The sequence below is a fragment of the Entomomonas asaccharolytica genome (assembly GCF_016653615.1).
GTDB lineage: Bacteria > Pseudomonadota > Gammaproteobacteria > Pseudomonadales > Pseudomonadaceae > Entomomonas > Entomomonas asaccharolytica.
Map to the genome: position 1 here is coordinate 1,085,498 of NZ_CP067393.1, position 20,422 is coordinate 1,105,919.

Consider the following 20,422-nt stretch of genomic DNA (forward strand, 5'->3'; position numbering starts at 1 on the left):
AAATAGCCCAACAACGGGCTATTTTTTATTGTATTAAAATATCTACTCTATCATATTGCGGATAGTAGAGGTACAGCGTTCATTGTTATCGCCAGTATAAATAACAGAACCCTGATCGTCCCAAATACTGCAATTTATGTTTGAATCATTTCTTTTTAAATACGCAGCTTTCTGGTTGTTTTTGTGCCATATAGTAATTTCAGTCGCTGTATTATTGTTATATACAAACTCACTTTGTTTATTTTGGTTTGGATAATAGGTAACATGAGGGCCGTGTAATTTATCATTATGATAGGTTTCTATAGAGTATTTATTACCAGATTTATCCCAATAGGTACTGACCCCTTCCTTTTTGCCTTTTTTATACTGTTTCTCAGCCACTTTCTTACCCTCTTCCCAATAGGAAACGGTTTCAAATTGACCATCTATAAAGTAAATTTCAAGAGTTTTATTACCTTGTTCATTCCAATAAACAGCATAACCATTTTCTTTGCCATCAATGTAATATTGTTCTAGTTCTTTTTGACCATTACTATGCCAACTGGTTAATAGCCCATCTTTCTGACCATCCTTATAATTAGCTTCCATATTTTTCTGGCCATTTTCATACCATAATATTAAGCCACCATGAATACTTTTAGGTAGGCCATCTACAAGATCAGTAGGCCTGTTAAATGTAAAAGGCTCAGATTGTTTCTGGTTAGAGTTTTGATAAAAATCTTGTACAGTAATTCCCATATTATTGATTGATAAAACTTTTCTATAATAGCCATCTTTAGTGGGGGCTATTACAGGTCGCCAATCTTTATCGAAATAATAGATGGTGCTTTGTGATGAAGATAATAGCGAATTTTCACTACTTGTAAAATCTTCTGTGTATCCTATAACTGCCATACTGCATAGAATAATAGCAATAAAAACTGCCCAGTTTTTCATTCTAATACTCCCTTTAAGTATCGTGACAATATATTCCTTTACCCAGTTTTTTTAAAAAGGCTCTAGTTGTGTATAAATTCCTCTAGCCTCAATGCCGAATTCTGCTGGCATTCCACAAGTTTTTTCTTGCTCTATAACAAGTTTTGGTGGTTTAAAGAAAAAATACAGATTACAGTTTTTATGAGGGCTAGAGTAAACACCAACACCTTGTGGATTAAATGTGGCAACTCCATCTACTTCATTATAATACTGTACAGTCATTGCCGAATGAGTAGGGGTTTGAGCACTAAAAATTTTAAAATAGAATTTACCATTAATAGGCGTAGTAATATAAGCATCTTTAATAAAATGTTCATAAGCGAAATAATACTGCCCTGTAACGGTTGTATCAGTAGTATAGGGAGGAGGGAAGTTTGATTGTGAGGTACCCTCATCAGAAAACGCTACTACTGAGAAGACCATTAAGTAGAAAGATAATAAGCGTATTAGCATAAAGAAGTGGACTATTGTTTATAGAAATATGGTGCATATTGTACTTAGAAAATAGCGTTTGTATAGGGTTAATCCACTTATTCATTGGATATTATCAGGCATCAAACAGCTAGTTAGTTGTTATTATGAAGAATATTGGCTTGAACCCTTCCTTTAGTTAAATCATTTAATAATTGTTGGAGTGTGGAGATATTTTGTTTAGGTAGTGCTAATAATAATGATATTCCTTCTGCATCAAAATTTTGTTGTTCAATTGTCGCCTCTAGAGAGTTTAACCTATTTTCTAATAAAGGCCATTCATGATAGTAGCAGCTAAATTGGCAAGAAATACGAGGAATTAATTCAATAAGGGGTGCTTGCTGTAAGCAGCGAGCAACGCTGCCACCATATGCTCTTGCAAGACCGCCTGTGCCTAATTTTATACCACCAAACCAACGCGTAACAATTGCTACTATAGAGTCACATTGCTGGCCTTCGATTGCTGTTAGTATTGGTCTACCTGCTGTACCTGAGGGTTCGCCATCATCGTTAAAGCGATAGTTTTGAGCTATTTTCCACGCCCAACAATTATGTGTTGCTGTTGGATCACTGACTTTTTCAATGAACTCAGAAGCTTGTTCAATTGTACTGATAGGAGCAACTTGTACGAGAAAGCGACTTTTTTTTATTTCTTCGATAACTTGAAAAGGTTCTGATAAAGTAAAAGCCATAACAAAAAGTGAAATATTTCATGTTTTAAAGGTTAATTATTAATAATATCAATTAATCACTAGTAGGTGCTATACGAATAAGCAATAATGTTATAAAGATAATGAATTGAATAGCAATTTTAGTTGTCAGTGGTTGTAGGAGTAGTGGTAAAAGATGTTTGATGCAAAGGAAGTACGAATTCAATTACCTCATGTTGAACTAGCAGGCTTGGAGTATGGTGATCCTCAAGGAGAACCTGTATTAGCACTACATGGTTGGTTAGATAACGCCATGAGCTTTGTGCGTTTAAATCCAAAATTAAAAGGTATGCGTATTATTGCCATAGACTTAATGGGGCATGGCTTTTCGCAACATAAACCTGCAGGAACAGGCTATCAATTGTGGGAAGCTGTATTTAGTACAGTTGCCGTGATACATAAACTAGGCTGGCAGCGATGTTCATTATTAGGGCATTCTTTGGGGGCTATCATTTCTGTAATGACTGCGGCTATCCGTCCAGATTTAGTTAAACAATTAATGTTAATAGATGGTTTAGTTGCTTACTCTAAGCAGCCTACAGAATTTCCTCAGCAGTTACAGCATGCTATGTTAGGGTTTGCTAAATCACTTTCTCAGCCGCAAACAGTGAAAGTTTATGATTGTATAGATACTATGATTCAAAGGCGACAAAAAGGATTAGTACCCATCAGTTATGAAGCAGCCAGTTTGCTAATGGAAAGAGGTGCTAAGGCTGTAGCAGGGGGGTATAGTTGGCGTTCTGATAGTCAGTTAATGATCCCTTCACCTTTTCCGTTAACGGATGATGCGGCATGGTCTTATGCGGAGCAAATAACTTGCCCCACCCATTTGATTTTAGCTAAACAAGGTTTATTAATTGAAAATAAGCATTTTATGCAGCGTTTAGCACAATTAAATACTTGTAAAGTAGAGGTATTAGAAGGTGGCCATCATTTACATTTAGATACTGAACAATCTGCACAAGAGGTAGCGGATTATTTTAATGATTGTTTTTTAATATGATAAAGGTGAGTTAAAACTCACCTTTATCAATAGCAATTAACGCCAAAAACGTAATTGATTGAGATGATCTAATCCTTTGGTTAATACGTGATCTACAGTAGCTGCAGCACCAAAGCCTATTTTTTCCTGTAGGCCTCTCTTGATAACATAATGAACACAGTAAATATCAGCTTGTTTAGCTTTATCCATTAAGTACTGATCACTGGTGACGATACTATCAACCAAATGTTTTTCTAAGGCAGCCGTACCCAACCATGTTTCACCTGTGGCTATTTCATCAATATTAAGATGTGGGCGGTTGGCTGCTACAAAGCTTTTAAAAAGTTGATGAGTGATTTCTAAATCTTCTTGGAATTTTTCACGACCTTTGGCAGTATTTTCACCAAATATAGTCATGGTGCGTTTATATTCACCCGCTGTCATCACTTCATAATCAATATCATGTTTTTTTAATAGTTTATGAGCATTGGGTATTTGGGCCACGACACCAATAGAGCCTAAAATAGCAAAAGGTGCAGAATAAATACGGTTACCTATACAGGCCATCATATAGCCACCACTAGCAGCAACTTTGTCCACACATATTGTCAATGGAATATTGGCTTCACGAATTCTAGATAGTTGCGAGGCCGCCAATCCGTAGCTATGCACCATACCACCAGGGCTTTCTAAACGAACAACTACCTCATCAGCAGGAGTGGCAATAGTCAAAATCGCAGTTATTTCTTGACGTAAATTTTCAACCGCAGACGCTTTGATATCACCTATAAAATCTAAAACAAAGACTCTAGATTTGGTTGTTGGTTGTTTACCTTTATCCGCTTTTTGCTGCTTTGTTTTTTCTTTTTTGAGTTTTTTTAGAACGTCTTTCTCAAAAATAGCCTCTTCGAGTTGATCATGAAGTTTATCAAAATGCTCATTAATTTTTTGAATTTGTAATTGGCCTTTTTGAGCTTCATGTTTACGGCTTTTTAAGCTGACGATAAATATAAGCACAGCAATAATAGCAATAACGAGTGTTACTGTTTTTAAAAGGAAACTAGCATATTCTAATAAAAAAGCCACTGTATTTTCCCCAGAATGAATAAAATTGGTAGTTAAACGCACATTGTACAGATTTTAAAAAAGGATCGGTATGCTAATTATATAGTTTGAAAGATAATTTAATGAAAAAATTATTATCTGATGTAAACTAATTACTTTTTTTAAGTACTAATAATAGTTAAAGGAGTTTATTGATGAGTGCTGATGAAATTATTGAACAATTAAAGTCAAAATTTAACCCAGAAGCTGCTCAAGGAAAAGATTTAACGTTTCAGTTTATGATTGAAGGTTATCAAAATTATAGCTTGAAAGTAAAAGATGGCACTTGTGTTATTGTTGAAGGTGTTGTCAATGATGCTGATGTTACGTTAAGTATGGATAAACAAGACTTCAAGGCAATGTTAAATAAAGAATTGAATGCAATGATGGCATTGATGACAGGTAAATTAAGAATCGATGGTAACCCATTGTTAGCCATGCAATTAAGCCAATTATTTTCTATATAGTAAGTAGAGGTTTACTTGGATCCTTTTTCTCTCAGTCCTGAGTTATTATTAATACTATCGGTTGTTGCTTTTATTGCAGGTTTTATTGATGCAATTGCTGGTGGAGGAGGTTTAATTACGGTGCCTGCATTATTAACTGCTGGAGTACCTCCTCACCTAGTATTAGGGACTAATAAGTTAAGTGCAACTTTTGGTTCAGCTACTGCTAGCTTTGCTTATTATCGAAAGAAATTATTTTTACCTAAACTTTGGTGGCCTAATCTATTAGCAACAGCTGTAGGTGCTGTAATAGGTGCTGTGATTGCACATAATTTATCAGCCAGTTTTTTAGAAAAATTCTTGCCAATTATTGTCTTTAGTTGTGGTCTGTATTTTCTATTTTCAAAAACACCTAATAAAACGATGGCTGACAATGTAATTATCAAAAAGCCTAGACAATTGCCTCAGGGATTTACATTAGGGTTTTATGATGGGATTGCAGGGCCTGGTACAGGTGCCTTTTGGATGGTAAGTACATTATTAATGTACCCTGTTGATTTATTGAGAGCCAGTGGCGTTGCAAGAACCATGAACTTTGTCAGTAATGGCATGGCATTAGCTGTATTTATTGCTTATAACCAAGTGGCTTGGTTATTGGGTCTTTGTATGGGGTTGGCTTTAATGATGGGGGCTTATTTAGGTGCTAACAGTGCCATTAAAGGCGGCTCTAAGCTTATAAGACCTATTTTTATTTGTGTGGTAATGGCTATTACTATTCGTTTAGTGTGGAAAGGTTGGTTTGGCGGTAGCTAATTTTTCAGCGATATAAAGATCTATTAAGTATCTTGAAATAGCTTGTTTAGGTGGAAGTTCTGGAAGTTTTTTAATAGTAAACCATTGGGCATCTTCAATTTCATCAGGTTGAGGTGTTATTTCTCCAGCTGCATAATCAGCATGAAAGCCTAGCATTAAAGAGTAGGGATAAGGCCAGTTTTGGCTGCCAATATAACGTAAATTATTAATGGTAATGCCTACTTCTTCATGTACTTCACGATGTACGCAATCCTCTACAGATTCACCTGCTTCAACAAAGCCTGCTAAAGTGCTATACATGTTGTTAGCAAAACGCGGTGAACGAGCCAATAATATTTCATCGCCTCTTGTGATAAGAATGATCATACAGGGATTAAGGCGTGGATAAACTATATTGTTACAGGCTACACAATACATATGATGCTGTTTGCTATTGTGCTGCATTCTACTACCGCAACGGCCACAGAATTTATAATCAATAGCCCATGTAGCTAATTGTGCAGCATAACCCAACAATTTAAAAGTGATAGGATCTATTTGCAACATTAGTGGCCGTAATGATTGCCAGTGGGTGTGGGATAGTAAGGAGTATTGCTTATCTAAAATAACAAGATGAACAGGAATATTATTCCATAAACCTAAGCTAATTATCTGATGATCAACTTGATTAATCGATGAGAATAGATCATCTAAAACAAAAAGAACTTGATATTGGTCTGTACATAAAAACTGATTATTTGCATAGATCAATAATAAGTTCTTTTGAGTTGTTTGTAATGGAATATTAGCTTTTACGAAAGAGTCCAATTTTCAGGCCTTGTAAACTTAATATCATCATCACTCTGTACCTTTTCAGTAGATTGCGGTTTTGTCGCTGGTTTTTCTTCTTTATTTTCATCGGTTTGAGCAATTGGTTCTAAGGATAATTTTGATGACGCAGATATATCCGCTAGAGTTTTTTCTTCTACTTTAGTCGTTTCAACTGTAGGGGCAGGTGTTGCTGCTGTAGGTTCTTTAATAATATCAGTGTTACCTATAGTCGCTGTTTTTTGTTCTTCTTGACTAGCAGTCACATCAACTTTAAAGGAAGAAAAATCATCAAGATTAAAATCTAAGTCTTTTGACTCTTGTAATGTTTCAGTATTATTGTTTATTGCTTTTTCGTCATAAACATCTGTGAATAAACTGGCAGGCTTAGCATTATTATTTATAGCTTCGGGGGCTACTGTGTCTAATGTTGGAATTGCTCTCGCTTTTTTAGCTGTTACAGCAGGTGCAATTGGAGCTGCAGGAATCTCAATATCAGGTACATTGAGTGTCGCTAAACTCTCTTCAGCTAGGTCTAATACTTTATTATCAGCAACAACATTTGAATTTAATGTTCCTGTTTCCATAAAGAATTCGAGACTAGCAAAAATATCAGCCAAGTTATCAAGTTGTTGGGTATCTGGTAAAGTATCTGTGGTTAACATTTTGGTATCAATGTAGTAGTTACATTGGCGAATGATTTTGGCTGCTCTTTCTTGGTTAAGAAACAGTAAACAGCCATAAATTTCATTTAAGATTTGTGGCATTTTTTCTAAGTATTGTTTATCACCCTTAGATTCAACATAGCCCATTATGTTTTGTTGGGCTGTGCCAATACCAGTTAAAGACTCTTGAATGGCAAGCGAACGACCTTGTTTAAGATATTGATTAATAGTATCTTCTACGGCATCAGGATTGCTAGCCATTGATTTTTCATTATCATCACAAGAAGCTGTGGTTTCATAATTTAGAATAATACCTTCTACATGCAGTATTACATCTGCTAATTTATCTAAGATACTAGGGCTAAGGTCGGTTTCATTTTTATTTAATTCCAATATTCCAATCTGTTCTTTTAACATGGTTTCAGCCGATTGTAGGCCAACCAATGAAAGAGTTTTAATAAGGTGTTCTAGGTTATTTAGTAAAGACTCAGTAAGTGTTTGATGATCTGCACTGCGGCTAGTAAATGCATCTATTGAGTATTGAGTTTGTACTAACTCTTCTCTTACCGCTGCTGTAAAAGAACAAATAGCACTTTGGCTAGGGCCTGCTAGTTTGTTCATTTCCGCTTCTAATACTTTATTATTATAGGGTAGAGGAGCTAAATTAAATGCACCAAATACAGTGAGAGCCTTTATACCAAAGGCATTATCCAAAGAAACTATGTATAGTAGGTCTTTTAACAATGATTCATTAATTGATTCATGGTTTATTTGAGTTTTACGTAGTTGCTGATCTACACGGCTAAATAGTTTTTTACGGGTAGGGTAGGCTGTCATTCTTGAATCAGTAAATGATTCAATCGCTGCAGAAGTCACCCAACATAGTCTGGCAGCATTTTCATCATCAAGGTGTTTTTGTAATCTATCCATAGATCTGGACATCATACGTAAACTTGCTTCCCTGTTTTCGTCTTTAATTAAGCCTAATAAGCCAATCTGATACATTTGGCGCAACCTACCAAACAGAGCTAAATCGATAGTCTCTGGTAATGGGTTGGGTAATGGAGGCTGTATAATAGAAATATCAGCAAAATAACTATCAGGCAATGGTGGTTTTTTATCTGTTAATCGTAATTCGTTGATAACAGGAAGCAATAGTTCTGGTAAGGGATAAGGATAATTTTCAAAGTTTTCTAAATAACGGCGTAAGGTGAAAATAGCCGTACTTAAAGTGCTTAAGGTGTTATCCCATTGTCCATCCGCCTCTGTAGGAATAGCCAATGCACGCTCTAACATAAGGTCAGTTAAGGTAGTAGCACCAGAAATCTCGATTAATGTTAAAGAGCCACGGATCTGTTGTAAAGCTTGGATAAACTGTTGTAGAGAAGCATTGCTTTGACGTTCAGAAATAAACATTTCTAAACAGCGTTCAGCATGGTCAATGGTGATAAATAGCTCATTCTTAACTAGGTTAAGAAGAGTTATGATTGTTTTCATTTGTTTTGGTGTTGTGGGTGTTGCCAAATCAGTCATTGAAACTTGCCTACATAATTTAATGGGGTAAACACATAAAACATGTTGTTATGTAGAAGGTAATTTGCATGTAATCTATTCATATCGAATTATTACTCAAATGCCTTCCATTGCATTATTAATGGTTTAGCTGCTAACCGTTAAACAATACATCCTTAAGTCTTATTCTAACAAAACACTTTAAGTCGTTATGCTATTAAAGTCATTGTATGTTACATGGGTTAATAATGCTATTAAGGTACATTATACCTATTCCATTAGTAAATATCTAATCTGTTGGTTAATCTAGTTAATTAGCGATGTTATGAGAAATATCAATAGAGCTTAATTAAATAAAAGATTCTGAAAGTGGAACTATTTAAATAACTGGATGTATATATTAATTATTGCTATTACTTGTACAACAGGTTTTAGGCTAAATGCATTTTATGCTGAGTATTATTTTATTATGGTTGACACAACACAACATTCAGAAAGTCAGAATTTATCAGAGAATACTAATCAAAAAACAAAAAAGGTAACCAGTGCATTATTAATAGGTGCTATGGGGGTGGTGTATGGTGATATTGGTACCAGTCCCCTATATACATTAAAAGAAGTGTTTCATATTGGTGGTATTACGACTAATGAAATAGGTGTATTAGGCATATTATCCCTGATTTTTTGGTCTTTAGTGTGGGTTGTTTCCTTTAAGTATGTCATTTTTATTTTGAGAGCGGATAACGAAGGTGAGGGTGGTACAATGTCGTTGATCGCTTTAGCCCAAACAGCCACTCAAAACTATCCCAAACTGCGTAAAGTAATCGTCTTGTTAGGATTATTTGGGGCAGGTCTTTTTTATGGGGACAGTATGATTACTCCCTCTGTATCTGTGCTTTCAGCAGTTGAAGGGTTAATGTTAATACCTTCTTTTAAAGGGTTAGATCAATTTATTGTGCCTTTGGCCGTTGTTATTTTGATTGTTTTATTTTTGTTTCAACGATTTGGTACAGCCCATATAGGAAGGCTTTTTGGGCCTATTATGATGTTGTGGTTTTTAACCTTAGCGGTATTAGGAATATATGGCATTATCCATAATCCCGTGGTATTAAAAGCGTTAAATCCAATGCGGGCGATTGAGTTTATTTACTATCATAAGGCAGTGGGTTTTCTTATTTTAAGTGCTGTGGTTTTAGCCTTAACAGGGGCGGAAGCACTGTATGCTGATATGGGACATTTTGGTCGAGCGCCAATCTCTCGTGCTTGGTTTTTCTTTGTATTTCCAGCCTTAGTGCTAAATTATTTTGGTCAAGGCGCAATGATTCTCCTAGACCCAAGTGTTAAACATAATCCTTTTTTCTTATTGGCGCCTGAATGGGCTTTAATGCCGTTAATTTTGATTGCTACTTTAGCTACTGTGATTGCTTCGCAAGCCGTTATCTCTGGAGCGTTCTCTTTAACACAACAGGCTATTCAGTTAGGTTATATACCTAATATGTTGATTCGTCATACGTCCAGTGATGAGAAAGGGCAAATTTATATTCCTTTTATCAATTGGTCGCTAATGGTTGGTGTAGTATTGCTAATTTTTGGCTTTGGTTCTTCTTCTGCACTAGCTTCAGCCTATGGTATCGCTGTAACAGGAACGATGATTATTACAACACTATTGGTTTCTAGTGTAGTGTTGTTACTCTGGAGATGGCCACTTTGGTTGGCTATTCCTTTATTACTAGCATTCTTTATTGTTGATGCACTTTATTTTGCTGCTAATTTACCTAAAGTAATGCATGGTGGTGAATTCCCTATTATTGTGGGTATTGTGCTATTTATTATTATGAGCACTTGGAAAAGAGGCCGCGCTTTATTAACAAAAAGTTTGGAGGAAAACAGTTTACCATTACCTGCTTTTATTTCTAGCATACAAATAAATCCACCACACCGAATACAAGGTACAGGGGTATTTTTAACATCACGTTTAGATGTGGTTCCTAACTCGCTATTGCTTAATTTAATCCATAATCAGATTTTGCATGAGCAAATCGTGTTATTAACGGTAATCGTTGATAATTTGCCAAGGGTGCATCCAGATAGGCATTTTAAGGTTGAAGTATTTGGTGAGGGCTTTTATCGCATTGTATTACATTATGGTTTTATGGAAGAGCCTGATATACCAAAGGCATTACAACAGTGCCATTTACCTGAGCTAGATTTTAATAATATGACAACCACCTATTATTTAACCCGAGAAACTATTATTCCTTCAAAAATGGGTATGGCACGTTGGCGTCAAGCATTGTTTTCATTTATGATGAAGAATGCGAGTGCAAGTTTGCGTTATTTTAATTTACCAATGAACCGAGTGATCGAACTTGGTACACAAGTGGAAATATAAGTGATGAAAGATTGGCTAAACACAACACCAAAGGCAGAACTACATTTACATATTGAGGGATCTTTAGAGCCAGAGCTAATGTTTAAATTAGCGCAACGTAATGGAGTCAAGCTACCTTGGAATGATGTAGTAAGTTTACGTAAGGCTTATAACTTTAATAATTTACAAGAGTTCCTTGATCTCTATTATCAAGGCGCCAATGTATTAAAAACAGAGCAAGATTTTTATGATTTAACATGGGCTTATCTACAAAAGTGTAAAGAGCAATGTGTAACCCATGTGGAACCTTTCTTTGATCCTCAAACCCACACGGATCGTGGTGTACCATTGGAAGTAGTTATTACTGGTATTAGTAAGGCGCTGCAAGATGCTAAATCACAATTGGGTATTAGTAGTGGCTTAATTTTATGTTTTTTACGGCATCTATCAGAAGAAGCAGCTTTTAAAACCTTAGCGGAAGCCCTGCCATACCAAGATCATTTTATTGCTGTTGGTTTGGATAGCTCAGAAGTGGGATTTCCTCCCAGTAAGTTTCAGCGTGTGTTTGATAAGGCTCGTAGTGCAGGCTTATTAACTGTTGCCCATGCAGGTGAAGAAGGGCCACCTGAGTATATTTGGCAGGCATTAGATTTATTAAAAGTTAAGCGAATAGATCATGGTGTTAGAGCAATTGAAGATGAGCGTTTAATGCAACGCCTAATTGATGAACAAATACCATTAACAGTCTGTCCACTATCCAATATTAAATTGTGTGTATTTGATGAAATGAAGCAACATATTATTTTAGATATGTTAGATCGCGGTGTGAAGGTAACGGTTAATTCTGATGATCCTGCTTATTTTGGTGGTTATATCAATGAGAATTTCCAAGCGATGTTTGATCATTTAGCAATGACACAGCAGCAAGCAGAACAGTTAATCCAAAATAGTTTTGATGCTCGATTAGTTAAATAGCTTTCAGTTATAAGCTGCCTTAATTGATTATAATTAAGGCATTTTCCATTCTTAAATAAATAGGTTAATTCTTACCATATTTTATATCATCAATCCCTCTATAAGCATTTACGATAATACTATCTACTGTTCAGAGATAGGGTTTTATTTACCATAAATGTAATCAAAATAGTTTATAAAAAAATACTGTAGTTGCTGTGCCTTATTATAACTTAATGATTGATTTAGTTTTACGTGATTAAGATTTATGCTAAGAAAAACATTGGTTTTATGTTATCTTATACAGGTGTTAATGAAGTGATTAGAGTAGATAAAATGACAACTAAAAAGGATGATACAATAACCATTTTTGGTATTAAAAATTGTAATACCATGAAAAAAGCATTTGTTTATTTAGATGAACATCATATCAGTTATCAATTTCATGATTATAAAAAACAAGGAATTGATAAAAAGCATTTACAAGCATGGTGTAAAGAACACGGTTGGGAAAAAGTTATTAATAAAGCAGGGTTAACTTTTAAAAAGTTGACTGATGAGCAGAAAAAAGATTTAACAGAAAGTAAAGCAATAGACTTAATGATTGCACTACCTTCAATGATAAAACGCCCTGTCTTAGATGTAGGTAATAAGACATTATTAGGTTTTAAAGCTGAAGAGTATGATCAAGTATTAAGTTTAAAATAATAGAGATCGAGGATTTTATGTCAAAAACATTATTTAGTATGGCTTTTGGGGTGGGAACGCAGAATCGTAAAGGGGAATGGTTAGAAGTATATTATGCTTTACCAGTGTTTAGTCCTAGCACTGCATTAACTGATGCAATAACACCTATGATAGGCTACCAAGGTGGGAATGAAACAATCAGTATTACGGTAACCCAAGCAGCAGAATTAGCAGCGACATTAAAACAAGTTGATGAAAAACAAGCAGGATTACTAACACGTTTAGCTGAAAGTAATAAGCCGTTAGTAGCGGTATTATTAGCTGAGGATAGCGAGCCTCGTTCAGTACCTGAAGCTTATTTAAAATTACATTTATTATCACATCGCTTAGTTAAACCACATGGTATTAATTTAACGGGTATATTTGGTTTACTACCTAATGTTGCTTGGACCAACCTAGGGGCGATTGATGTTGAGGAATTAGCTGAGCGTCAATTAGAAGAGCGTATCAAAGGTAGAGATTTAAAAGTTACTTCTATTGATAAGTTTCCAAGAATGTCTGATTATGTTATTCCATCAGGGGTTCGTATTGCCAATACAGCACGGGTGCGTTTAGGGGCTTATTTAGGGGAAGGTACCACTGTTATGCATGAAGGTTTTATTAACTTTAATGCAGGTACAGAAGGCCCAAATATGGTAGAAGGACGCATTTCAGCAGGTGTTTTTGTAGGTTCAGGTACAGACTTAGGTGGTGGCTGTTCTACAATGGGTACATTATCAGGTGGTGGCAATATAGTTATCAGTGTGGGTAGAAATTGTTTAATTGGTGCTAATGCAGGTATTGGTATTCCATTAGGTAATAATTGTACTATTGAAGCTGGCTTGTATATTACAGCAGGTACTAAAGTTGCAATGTTATCTGGCATTAATACAGTAATAAATATTGTTAAAGCAAAAGAATTAGCAGGACAAGATGATTTATTATTCCGCCGTAATTCTGAAACAGGACAAGTTGAGTGTAAAAATCAACAACAAAAAATTTCTTTAAATACCGATTTACATGATAATAATTAAATTATAAAAAAATCCCTCGTTTGAGGGATTTTTTTTGATTGCTGCTGAATGTAAGCAACAGGTATATGTTCTGTTAGCCATACCCCATTATCAGCTAAGTAAAAATGGTAACCTTGCTTATACATTTCAGCACTACTAATTTTTAAAATAACTGGTTGTCCATGTCATGTTGCAACACTGTAAGCTGTTTCAGTATCTGTAGATAAGTGCACATATTGTCTTCAAGCTGCCACTAAATCTTGTTGTTTACTATCCATTCCTTAATTGGTCCTATATTTGGTCTAGGCTAACATTAAGTACAATTCTTTGTTTTCTTGTTGTGCTTGTTTGGCTAAGGCTCTTATTTCTTCTAACTTCTGTTGAGCATGAGGTAACCGCCAGTGAATTTCATCATGTTCAGCCCAAATGGCTGCTACAGATCTTAAATCGGTATCTTCTAAGGCTACAATTGCTTTAAAAAAAGCTTCAGGTAGTCTATAAAGAATGGCATCTGAATCTAATTCAATAAATTCTAACTCATGTATTTCTTTAACACGGCTATTACTCAGGCTTGCCCATAAAGCGCTAAGTTCATAATCAGTAACATCATTGAGTGCGATATGAGGATAGCTTTGCTCTAACACGTTGTAGTTAACAGCATCTTCTGGATTTTTAGCAATAAAAATATCTGAAAATTCAGGCATAGTAATCTCGGCTAATTAGAATTTATGGAATAGTGTTTATTATAAAAAAGATATTAAATAAATAAAGGGGTTATAGTTTTAAGCATATATAGCTGGCTACCCTTTAAATATAAAAGGGTAGCAGCAACAAAACGCTATTTTTGCAACAGTATATTGGTTGTTTGATCAAATGATTGGCAAGTTTCTCTATCAACAGCAAAACTTGTCAATAAATTATTGTTTAGGTCATAGTAACTATATTGATAGGTTATACCCTTGTTTATCGTTTGGCGTGTAGTTTGATTTTTACATAACCCAGCAATATTCATATTGGGATTGATTTGAGCAGCCGTAATATTAGGTTTTTTAATAATGGCTTTATTCCATATAATTCGTTCTTTTGGATTGTAGCCAACATCAGTAAGTTGGATGGTTTCACTGCTTAGGGTATTAAGATTTTGTTTAATACTTTTAGCTTCAGCAGTTAATTGTTTATCTAAATCATCCCCTGTAACTTCTTCACCAACAGGCTTTTGGCAGTCTCTTATATCTACTGCAAAATCTTTGACTAGTTTCTTTTCATCTTTTTCATAATATTTTAAGTAAAAACTAATATACTTTTTTGTTAATTCAGAAAAATAGGGATGATTACAAATTAAATTAGTATTGTATTCTTTATCAATAGTTTTGACATCAATCGATGGTTTATTTGCCTTAGCATCAATTGAGATAATTTTCTGCTCAGAATCATAATCAATATTGAAAGCAGTAAGTTGGCTATTTAGTGGTTGTGGGAGGGTGGTTTTTAATTGTTTAAGATCTTTATTTAATTGGCTTTCAAATTGTTTAAAGTTAAGTTCACAAGAGGGTTCTGTGATAACAATATTTTTTAAAAGATCCTTATTAATTCCATAATAAAAGAAACTGACCGTTAAACCTAAATTTATTGCAGATCGTAAAGTAGGGTTGTAACAAATTTCATTAACAACCTTATCTTGTTCATTTTTATTACTTATACGTTGAGGATTTAACACTGTGGCTGTATAGATAAGGATTTGTTTTTGGTGATTGTAGTTAATATCAGTTAACAATAAATCCGTAGAAAGTTGTTTAGGTAAGTTTTGTTTAACTTGATCAACAGTTGTTGTTAGGTCTGGTAGTGTAATTGTTTGAGCAAAACTTAAACAAACAACACTAGATAGCAGTATAGTTGCCAATGGTTTAAGCGAAAACGTCATATTACATCCCAATTGTGAATTTTAATGATGAGCAATTATACTCATAAAACATTAGAGTATCTAAAATTGTTTTGTATACTGTGAAATAGTTAAAGTTTTTGTAGGGAAGGGGAAGTTTTGCAGGGGGAGAGAAATAAAAAGCAGCTAGTTTTAAAGCTATCTGCTTTTTATTTTAAAATAATCAAAGTTGTTAGATTATTTCTTGCCCTTTTTAGCAGCAGGTTTTTTAGCTTGATTAACAGCTTCTTTTAAACCCTTACCTGCTCTGAAACTAGGAACTTTCTTAGCTGGGATAGTCATTGGTTCGCCAGTTCTTAAATTTCTAGCAACACGTGCAGCACGAGCTTTTACTTCAAAAGTACCAAAACCTACTAATACAATAGACTCTTCTTTTTTTAGAGTTTCAGTAATAGTTTCTAATACAGCATTTAATACTTTATTAGCTTCGGTTTGAGTAATCTCAGCTTTGCTAGCAATTGCATTTACAAGTTCAGCTTTGTTCATACATATATTCCTTAATGATGGGAAAAGTTTAAAGCAAATAATACCCTAATAACAGAGTATGGATAAAACTACCTTAACTGCGTTAGATAATCAATACATATAATGCAGATAATTAAAGATTTTATAACTTTGTAAGCCATTTTCAAGGTATTTTTTCAAAAAAGTTGGTTTTTTGCGACTAACTGCTACACAGGAATGGTAACTTACTGATGAAGATCAATTTTTTTAGGGGTATAAATCTTTGAATTCACCCATCTACTACTAATTAATGAGTTTTTAGAAGTGGCTATAAGGTCTATAGCTAAGAATGTAATCGACAAAATAGCCGTTTACCGTACAATACATCCCTTACTTAATTGGTCAACTATGGTTTATGTCATTAACATCTAGTTTATCAGCTCAACAATTAAATCTATCTAGATTACGTATTGCTATTGCTTTCTTTTTCTGTGTGGCAGGGATGTGTTTTAGTAGTTGGGCTGTTCGCACGCCTTTTATTCAGGAAAAATTACAATTAACCAAAATGGACTGGGGATTTTTATTATTATGCCCTGTTTCAAGCTCTTTAACGGCTACATTGCTGTCTAGCTTTCTTATTGGACATTTTTCCAGTAGAAGAACCACCATTATCGCTGCTTATTTAACAATATTTTCTGTATTGTTAATTGGTATAGCTCCTAACGTCTGGGCATTAGCTGGCGCTTTTATCTTATTCGGTGCTGGTATGGGGTTAATCGATATCTCTATGAATGATCAGGCAGCTGCCTTAGAGCGTTTATATCAGCGATCAATTATGTCATCCTTTCATGGTATTTTTAGTGTAGGTGCTATGCTAGGATCGCTATTAGGTGGACTATTAGCAAAGTTTGCTATAACACCTGCTTATCATCTTTTGGTAGTGGCAATTTTACTCGTTATAGGTGTTGTTATGAATCAAAGGTATTTGTTGCATTCAACCGATAATATTACGGATGAAATTAAGGCTGAGATTAAAGTGCCACTAATTGTCTTGCCCAAAGGTAAATTATGGATTCTCGGTTTTATAGCCTCTGCTGCTGTATTTGTGGAAGGTGCAATGGCAGATTGGTCAGCTTTATTTCTTGAAAATATGGGCGCTCAAGAGTGGTTGGCTGCGTTAGGCTTGGCTTTTTTTACGGGAACTATGGCTTTAGGCCGTTTATTTGGTGATCGTTGGGTAGATTATGTGGGTGCGGTTAGAGCAATACAATGGGGAGCTGCTTGTTCAGTACTAGGGTTATTTATTGCTTTAATTAGTTATTTCCCAATTATTGCTATTGTTGGATTTGCTTTATCGGGTATTGGTATGGCAATTATTTTCCCTTGTTTACTGACATTAGCTGCAAAGTTTAAAACTAAAGAAATGTCATCTGCGGCTGCCATAGCCTCAGTAGCCATGATGGGCTATGTGATGATGTTATTAGGCCCGCCAATGATAGGGTTTTTAGCCCATGTTGTAGGCTTGCATTTGGCGTTTATTGCGTTATTGCTATTGAGTATTTTGGTGCTAATTTTAGCAGGATCTGCGAGGACTAATAAAAATTAGCTTACAGGTTATTCTGTTAATTTAGCATAACCTTGATAGCTATTTTTTATTCCTCATCTGTTGCTGCATGATCGGCATCCATATTTAGCTCTTTTATTTTTCTGGTAAGGGTATTACGACCCCAGCCTAACAGGTCAGCGGCCTCGCGTCGGCGGCCAGCAGTATGTTTTAAGGCGGCTTCAATCATGACTTTCTCAAAAGTTGGCATAGCCTCATCCAATAAATTGGTTTGGCCTTGCTTAAGCGCTTGTTCTGCCCATAGTTTTAGATTTTGTTGCCAATTACCTGATGGCGTTTCTGGCTTGGATTGATTAACTACCTCTGGTGGCAAATCATCAATATGTACTTCTCTACCAGATGCCATTACAGTAATCCAACGGCAAATATTTTCGAGTTGACGTACATTGCCAGGCCAAGGAAGATTTTTTAAGTATTCTTCGGTTTCTGGTTTAAGTACTTTTGGTTCTACAGCGAGTTCTTTAGCTGTATGTTGTAGAAAGTGTTTGGTTAGAGCAGGGATATCTTCACGTCGGTTTGATAGGCGAGGTATATGAATGCGAATAACATTGAGTCGATGAAATAAATCTTCTCGAAACTTCCCTTGTTGTACAAGCATTTCAATATTTTGATGGGTAGCCGCAATGATGCGTACATCTACTTTGATAGGTATATGCCCGCCCACCCGATAAAATTCACCATCTGCTAATACCCTCAATAGCCTAGTTTGTGTGTCTGCGGGCATATCCCCGATTTCATCAAGAAATAAAGTACCACCATTAGCTTGCTCAAAACGACCGCGGCGAAGTGTTGCTGCACCAGTAAAAGCGCCTTTCTCATGGCCAAAAAGCTCAGATTCCATTAAGTCTTTAGGAATGGCAGCCATATTTAGTGCGATAAAAGGGGCTTTTGCCCTTGGGCTGTGGCGATGTAGTGCTTGTGCTACAAGCTCTTTACCTGTTCCTGATTCACCGTTGATAAGTACACTAATATTTGATTGGCTTAGTCTACCAATAGCCCTAAAAACTTCTTGCATCGCAGGTGCTTCGCCAATAATTTCAGAGACAGGTTCAATAGGTTCGTTAACTGGGGCTGCTTTGTTTGTCTCTTGGCTATGGATATACGCACGTCTAACTAATGAGATTGCTTCATCCACATCAAAGGGTTTAGGTAGGTATTCAAAAGCACCACTTTGGTAAGAGGCTACTGCACTGTCTAGGTCAGAGTGTGCTGTGATAATAATAACAGGAATATCTGCATAGTTAGCTTTTATATGGCCCAGTAAATCAAAACCACTACTACCAGGCATACGAATATCAGAAATTATAACGTGGGGTCTATTGTATTGTAGGGCATTTAACACAGCATCAACATTATCAAAAGTCTGGGTTTGCATATTTGCTTGTTGTAACGCTTTCTCTAATACCCAGCGTATTGATCGATCATCATCGACAATCCAAACATTTTCAGTGTTATTCATAGTAGTGTTGTTCCTGATTCTAAGGGTAGAAAAATTGAAAATTTAGTGTTGCCTGGTTGGCTATGACATTCGATAGCCCCTTTATGCTGGATAATAATATTTTGGGTAATGGCCAGACCAAGACCTGTACCTTCAGGTCGACCACTGACCATGGGGAAAAACAGTGTGTCTTTAATATGAGAAGGGATACCAGGGCCATTATCTGTGATATCAATATTGATTACTAATCGATGGCGGATTGTTCCAATAGTAAACTGGCGTAACACGCGTGTTTTTAGAATAATTTTTGGATTGGCGATTGTTGTATCTTGTAATGCTTCTAAGGCATTGCGGGTAATATTAAGTAATGCCTGTATAATCTGTTCAGAATCAACAGTTAATTCAGGAATACTGGGATCATAATCTTTAATTAAATGTATATTGCCTTGGCTTTCAACTGAAACAAGTTGATAAACCCGTTCTAATATTTCATGGATATTAGCACTTTGATAGTTAGGCAATTTATTGGAACCTAGCATACGATTGACTAAATTACATAATCTATCAGCTTCTTCTATCAGAATATTAGTGTATTCTTTAAAGGAATCATCTGTTAGGGCTCGTTCTAATAGTTGTGCAGCTCCGCGAATACCACCCAAAGGGTTTTTAATTTCATGAGCTAACCCTCTAATGAGTAATTTATTACCTTCTTGTTGGGAGAGAATAACCTCTTCACGTGACACTCTCAAAATGTCCAATACAATAATTTCTATAAGAAAAAGTGTTTTATTATCTGATGTTATAGGGGTAATAATATAATCAGCCATAATTTCCTGATTATTACTAGTCAATAAACATGCATCATGTTTGGTACAGGCTTGGCCTTTTTCAAGTACTTGTTGTAATGTGAGTGATTCTGTTTTTTCAGAGACAATATCAGTTATTGGAAGATTGACACAGCGTTGAAAGCTAGTTGAAAGCATAACCTCAGCCGCAGGGTTAATGTATTTAATATGTAATTTACTATCTAGTAAAATAACCGTAGTGGTTAAATTATCTAACAGCAATTTATTAAGTGTGGTTGATAGTGGCATATCTAGTTATCTCATTACTTGCATTAAATACTGCAAGAATTAAACCAACAATAAATACGTAATAAATTATCTTTAGTTAGCCAGAATTTCCTATGATTGATGTGGAATAAATTATCATTAATCAAATTATGCACTATTTTTGTGCATTTACAATTTATTATGGTGCAATATAAACTCTTACTGAACTTTGGTATAAAAAAATTAAATATCGAATAATATAATTACTGTGGGTGAGTTTAATTCTATATAATATGGCGGTTTATCCTTTACAAAATATTTGACAAGCTGGAGATAATTATGGAGCTGGTCTCTGGGAAGAAAAAGGCCAATAAGT

The 20,422-nt window shown here is 35.2% G+C and carries 19 protein-coding genes; 8 read left to right on the plus strand and 11 right to left on the minus strand.

The genetic code is table 11. The features are described 5' to 3' along the window. Positions 1-42: 42 nt before the first annotated feature. From JHT90_RS04945 to JHT90_RS04955, 3 genes are all read right to left on the minus strand, one after another. The gene (locus JHT90_RS04945) at positions 43-936 is read right to left on the minus strand and encodes a toxin-antitoxin system YwqK family antitoxin (protein ID WP_201094808.1); all 894 of its coding nucleotides are present in this window, start codon (positions 934-936) and stop codon (positions 43-45) included. 51 nt (positions 937-987) lie between these two features. Then, positions 988-1,428: a hypothetical protein gene (locus tag JHT90_RS04950; RefSeq protein WP_201094809.1), complete on the minus strand. Its 441-nt coding sequence runs from the start codon at positions 1,426-1,428 to the stop codon at positions 988-990. Between the two features lie 113 nt (positions 1,429-1,541). Continuing rightward, positions 1,542-2,138, minus strand: coding sequence for an IMPACT family protein (locus JHT90_RS04955; protein ID WP_201094810.1), 597 nt, complete (start codon positions 2,136-2,138; stop codon positions 1,542-1,544). 154 nt (positions 2,139-2,292) lie between these two features. On the opposite strand from JHT90_RS04955, the gene JHT90_RS04960 reads away from it, so the two are divergent. Then, complete coding sequence (locus tag JHT90_RS04960; protein WP_201094812.1) at positions 2,293-3,159, plus strand: alpha/beta fold hydrolase; 867 nt, start codon at positions 2,293-2,295, stop codon at positions 3,157-3,159. Between the two features lie 36 nt (positions 3,160-3,195). Here the strand turns inward: JHT90_RS04960 and sohB are convergent, their stop codons facing one another. After that, entirely contained in the window at positions 3,196-4,224 is a 1,029-nt protein-coding gene (sohB, locus tag JHT90_RS04965) for a protease SohB (RefSeq protein ID WP_201094814.1), read from the minus strand. Positions 4,225-4,397: 173 nt separating this feature from the next. On the opposite strand from sohB, the gene JHT90_RS04970 reads away from it, so the two are divergent. Both JHT90_RS04970 and JHT90_RS04975 read left to right on the plus strand, forming a co-directional pair. After that, a complete protein-coding gene (locus JHT90_RS04970; RefSeq protein ID WP_201094816.1) occupies positions 4,398-4,709 on the plus strand; it encodes an SCP2 sterol-binding domain-containing protein in 312 nt (103 codons plus the stop codon). Positions 4,710-4,724: 15 nt separating this feature from the next. After that, entirely contained in the window at positions 4,725-5,501 is a 777-nt protein-coding gene (locus JHT90_RS04975; RefSeq protein WP_201094818.1) for a TSUP family transporter, read from the plus strand. Here the strand turns inward: JHT90_RS04975 and nudC are convergent. Then, positions 5,469-6,308: an NAD(+) diphosphatase gene (gene nudC, locus JHT90_RS04980; protein WP_236254048.1), complete on the minus strand. Its 840-nt coding sequence runs from the start codon at positions 6,306-6,308 to the stop codon at positions 5,469-5,471. The genes JHT90_RS04975 and nudC overlap by 33 nt on opposite strands. Then, a complete protein-coding gene (locus JHT90_RS04985; RefSeq protein ID WP_201094820.1) occupies positions 6,293-8,506 on the minus strand; it encodes a hypothetical protein in 2,214 nt (737 codons plus the stop codon). The genes nudC and JHT90_RS04985 overlap by 16 nt, the downstream gene beginning before the upstream one ends. A 448-nt stretch (positions 8,507-8,954) precedes the next feature. Here JHT90_RS04985 and JHT90_RS04990 point away from each other — a divergent pair, with 448 nt between their 5' ends. The 4 genes from JHT90_RS04990 to dapD all read left to right on the plus strand — a co-directional run bounded on the left by JHT90_RS04990 (position 8,955) and on the right by dapD (position 13,570). Continuing rightward, positions 8,955-10,877: a potassium transporter Kup gene (locus JHT90_RS04990; RefSeq protein WP_201094821.1), complete on the plus strand. Its 1,923-nt coding sequence runs from the start codon at positions 8,955-8,957 to the stop codon at positions 10,875-10,877. Between the two features lie 3 nt (positions 10,878-10,880). Further along, a complete protein-coding gene (locus JHT90_RS04995) occupies positions 10,881-11,831 on the plus strand; it encodes an adenosine deaminase (RefSeq protein ID WP_201094822.1) in 951 nt (316 codons plus the stop codon). Positions 11,832-12,146: 315 nt separating this feature from the next. After that, the gene (locus JHT90_RS05000) at positions 12,147-12,518 is read left to right on the plus strand and encodes an ArsC family reductase (protein WP_201094823.1); all 372 of its coding nucleotides are present in this window, start codon (positions 12,147-12,149) and stop codon (positions 12,516-12,518) included. 17 nt (positions 12,519-12,535) lie between these two features. Next, positions 12,536-13,570 carry a 2,3,4,5-tetrahydropyridine-2,6-dicarboxylate N-succinyltransferase gene (gene dapD, locus JHT90_RS05005; protein ID WP_201094826.1) on the plus strand — a complete coding sequence of 345 codons (1,035 nt, stop codon included), beginning with the start codon at positions 12,536-12,538 and terminating at the stop codon, positions 13,568-13,570. Between the two features lie 281 nt (positions 13,571-13,851). Here dapD and JHT90_RS05010 read toward each other — a convergent pair whose 3' ends face one another. From JHT90_RS05010 to JHT90_RS05020, 3 genes are all read right to left on the minus strand, one after another. Next, entirely contained in the window at positions 13,852-14,253 is a 402-nt protein-coding gene (locus JHT90_RS05010) for a hypothetical protein (protein ID WP_201094828.1), read from the minus strand. A 134-nt stretch (positions 14,254-14,387) separates the two neighbouring features. Further along, positions 14,388-15,470, minus strand: a complete 1,083-nt coding sequence (locus tag JHT90_RS05015; RefSeq protein ID WP_201094830.1) for a hypothetical protein — start codon at positions 15,468-15,470, stop codon at positions 14,388-14,390. A 195-nt stretch (positions 15,471-15,665) separates the two neighbouring features. Further along, positions 15,666-15,974, minus strand: a complete 309-nt coding sequence (locus JHT90_RS05020) for an HU family DNA-binding protein (protein ID WP_201094832.1) — start codon at positions 15,972-15,974, stop codon at positions 15,666-15,668. 373 nt (positions 15,975-16,347) lie between these two features. Here JHT90_RS05020 and JHT90_RS05025 point away from each other — a divergent pair, with 373 nt between their 5' ends. Further along, positions 16,348-17,538: an MFS transporter gene (locus JHT90_RS05025; RefSeq protein ID WP_201094834.1), complete on the plus strand. Its 1,191-nt coding sequence runs from the start codon at positions 16,348-16,350 to the stop codon at positions 17,536-17,538. A 46-nt stretch (positions 17,539-17,584) separates the two neighbouring features. Here the strand turns inward: JHT90_RS05025 and glnG are convergent, their stop codons facing one another. Together glnG and glnL are read right to left on the minus strand one after the other, a co-directional pair. After that, positions 17,585-19,015: a nitrogen regulation protein NR(I) gene (gene glnG / locus JHT90_RS05030; protein ID WP_201094836.1), complete on the minus strand. Its 1,431-nt coding sequence runs from the start codon at positions 19,013-19,015 to the stop codon at positions 17,585-17,587. Further along, complete coding sequence (gene glnL / locus JHT90_RS05035) at positions 19,012-20,088, minus strand: nitrogen regulation protein NR(II) (protein ID WP_201094838.1); 1,077 nt, start codon at positions 20,086-20,088, stop codon at positions 19,012-19,014. Before glnL ends, glnG begins: the two co-directional genes overlap by 4 nt. Positions 20,089-20,422 lie beyond the last annotated feature (334 nt).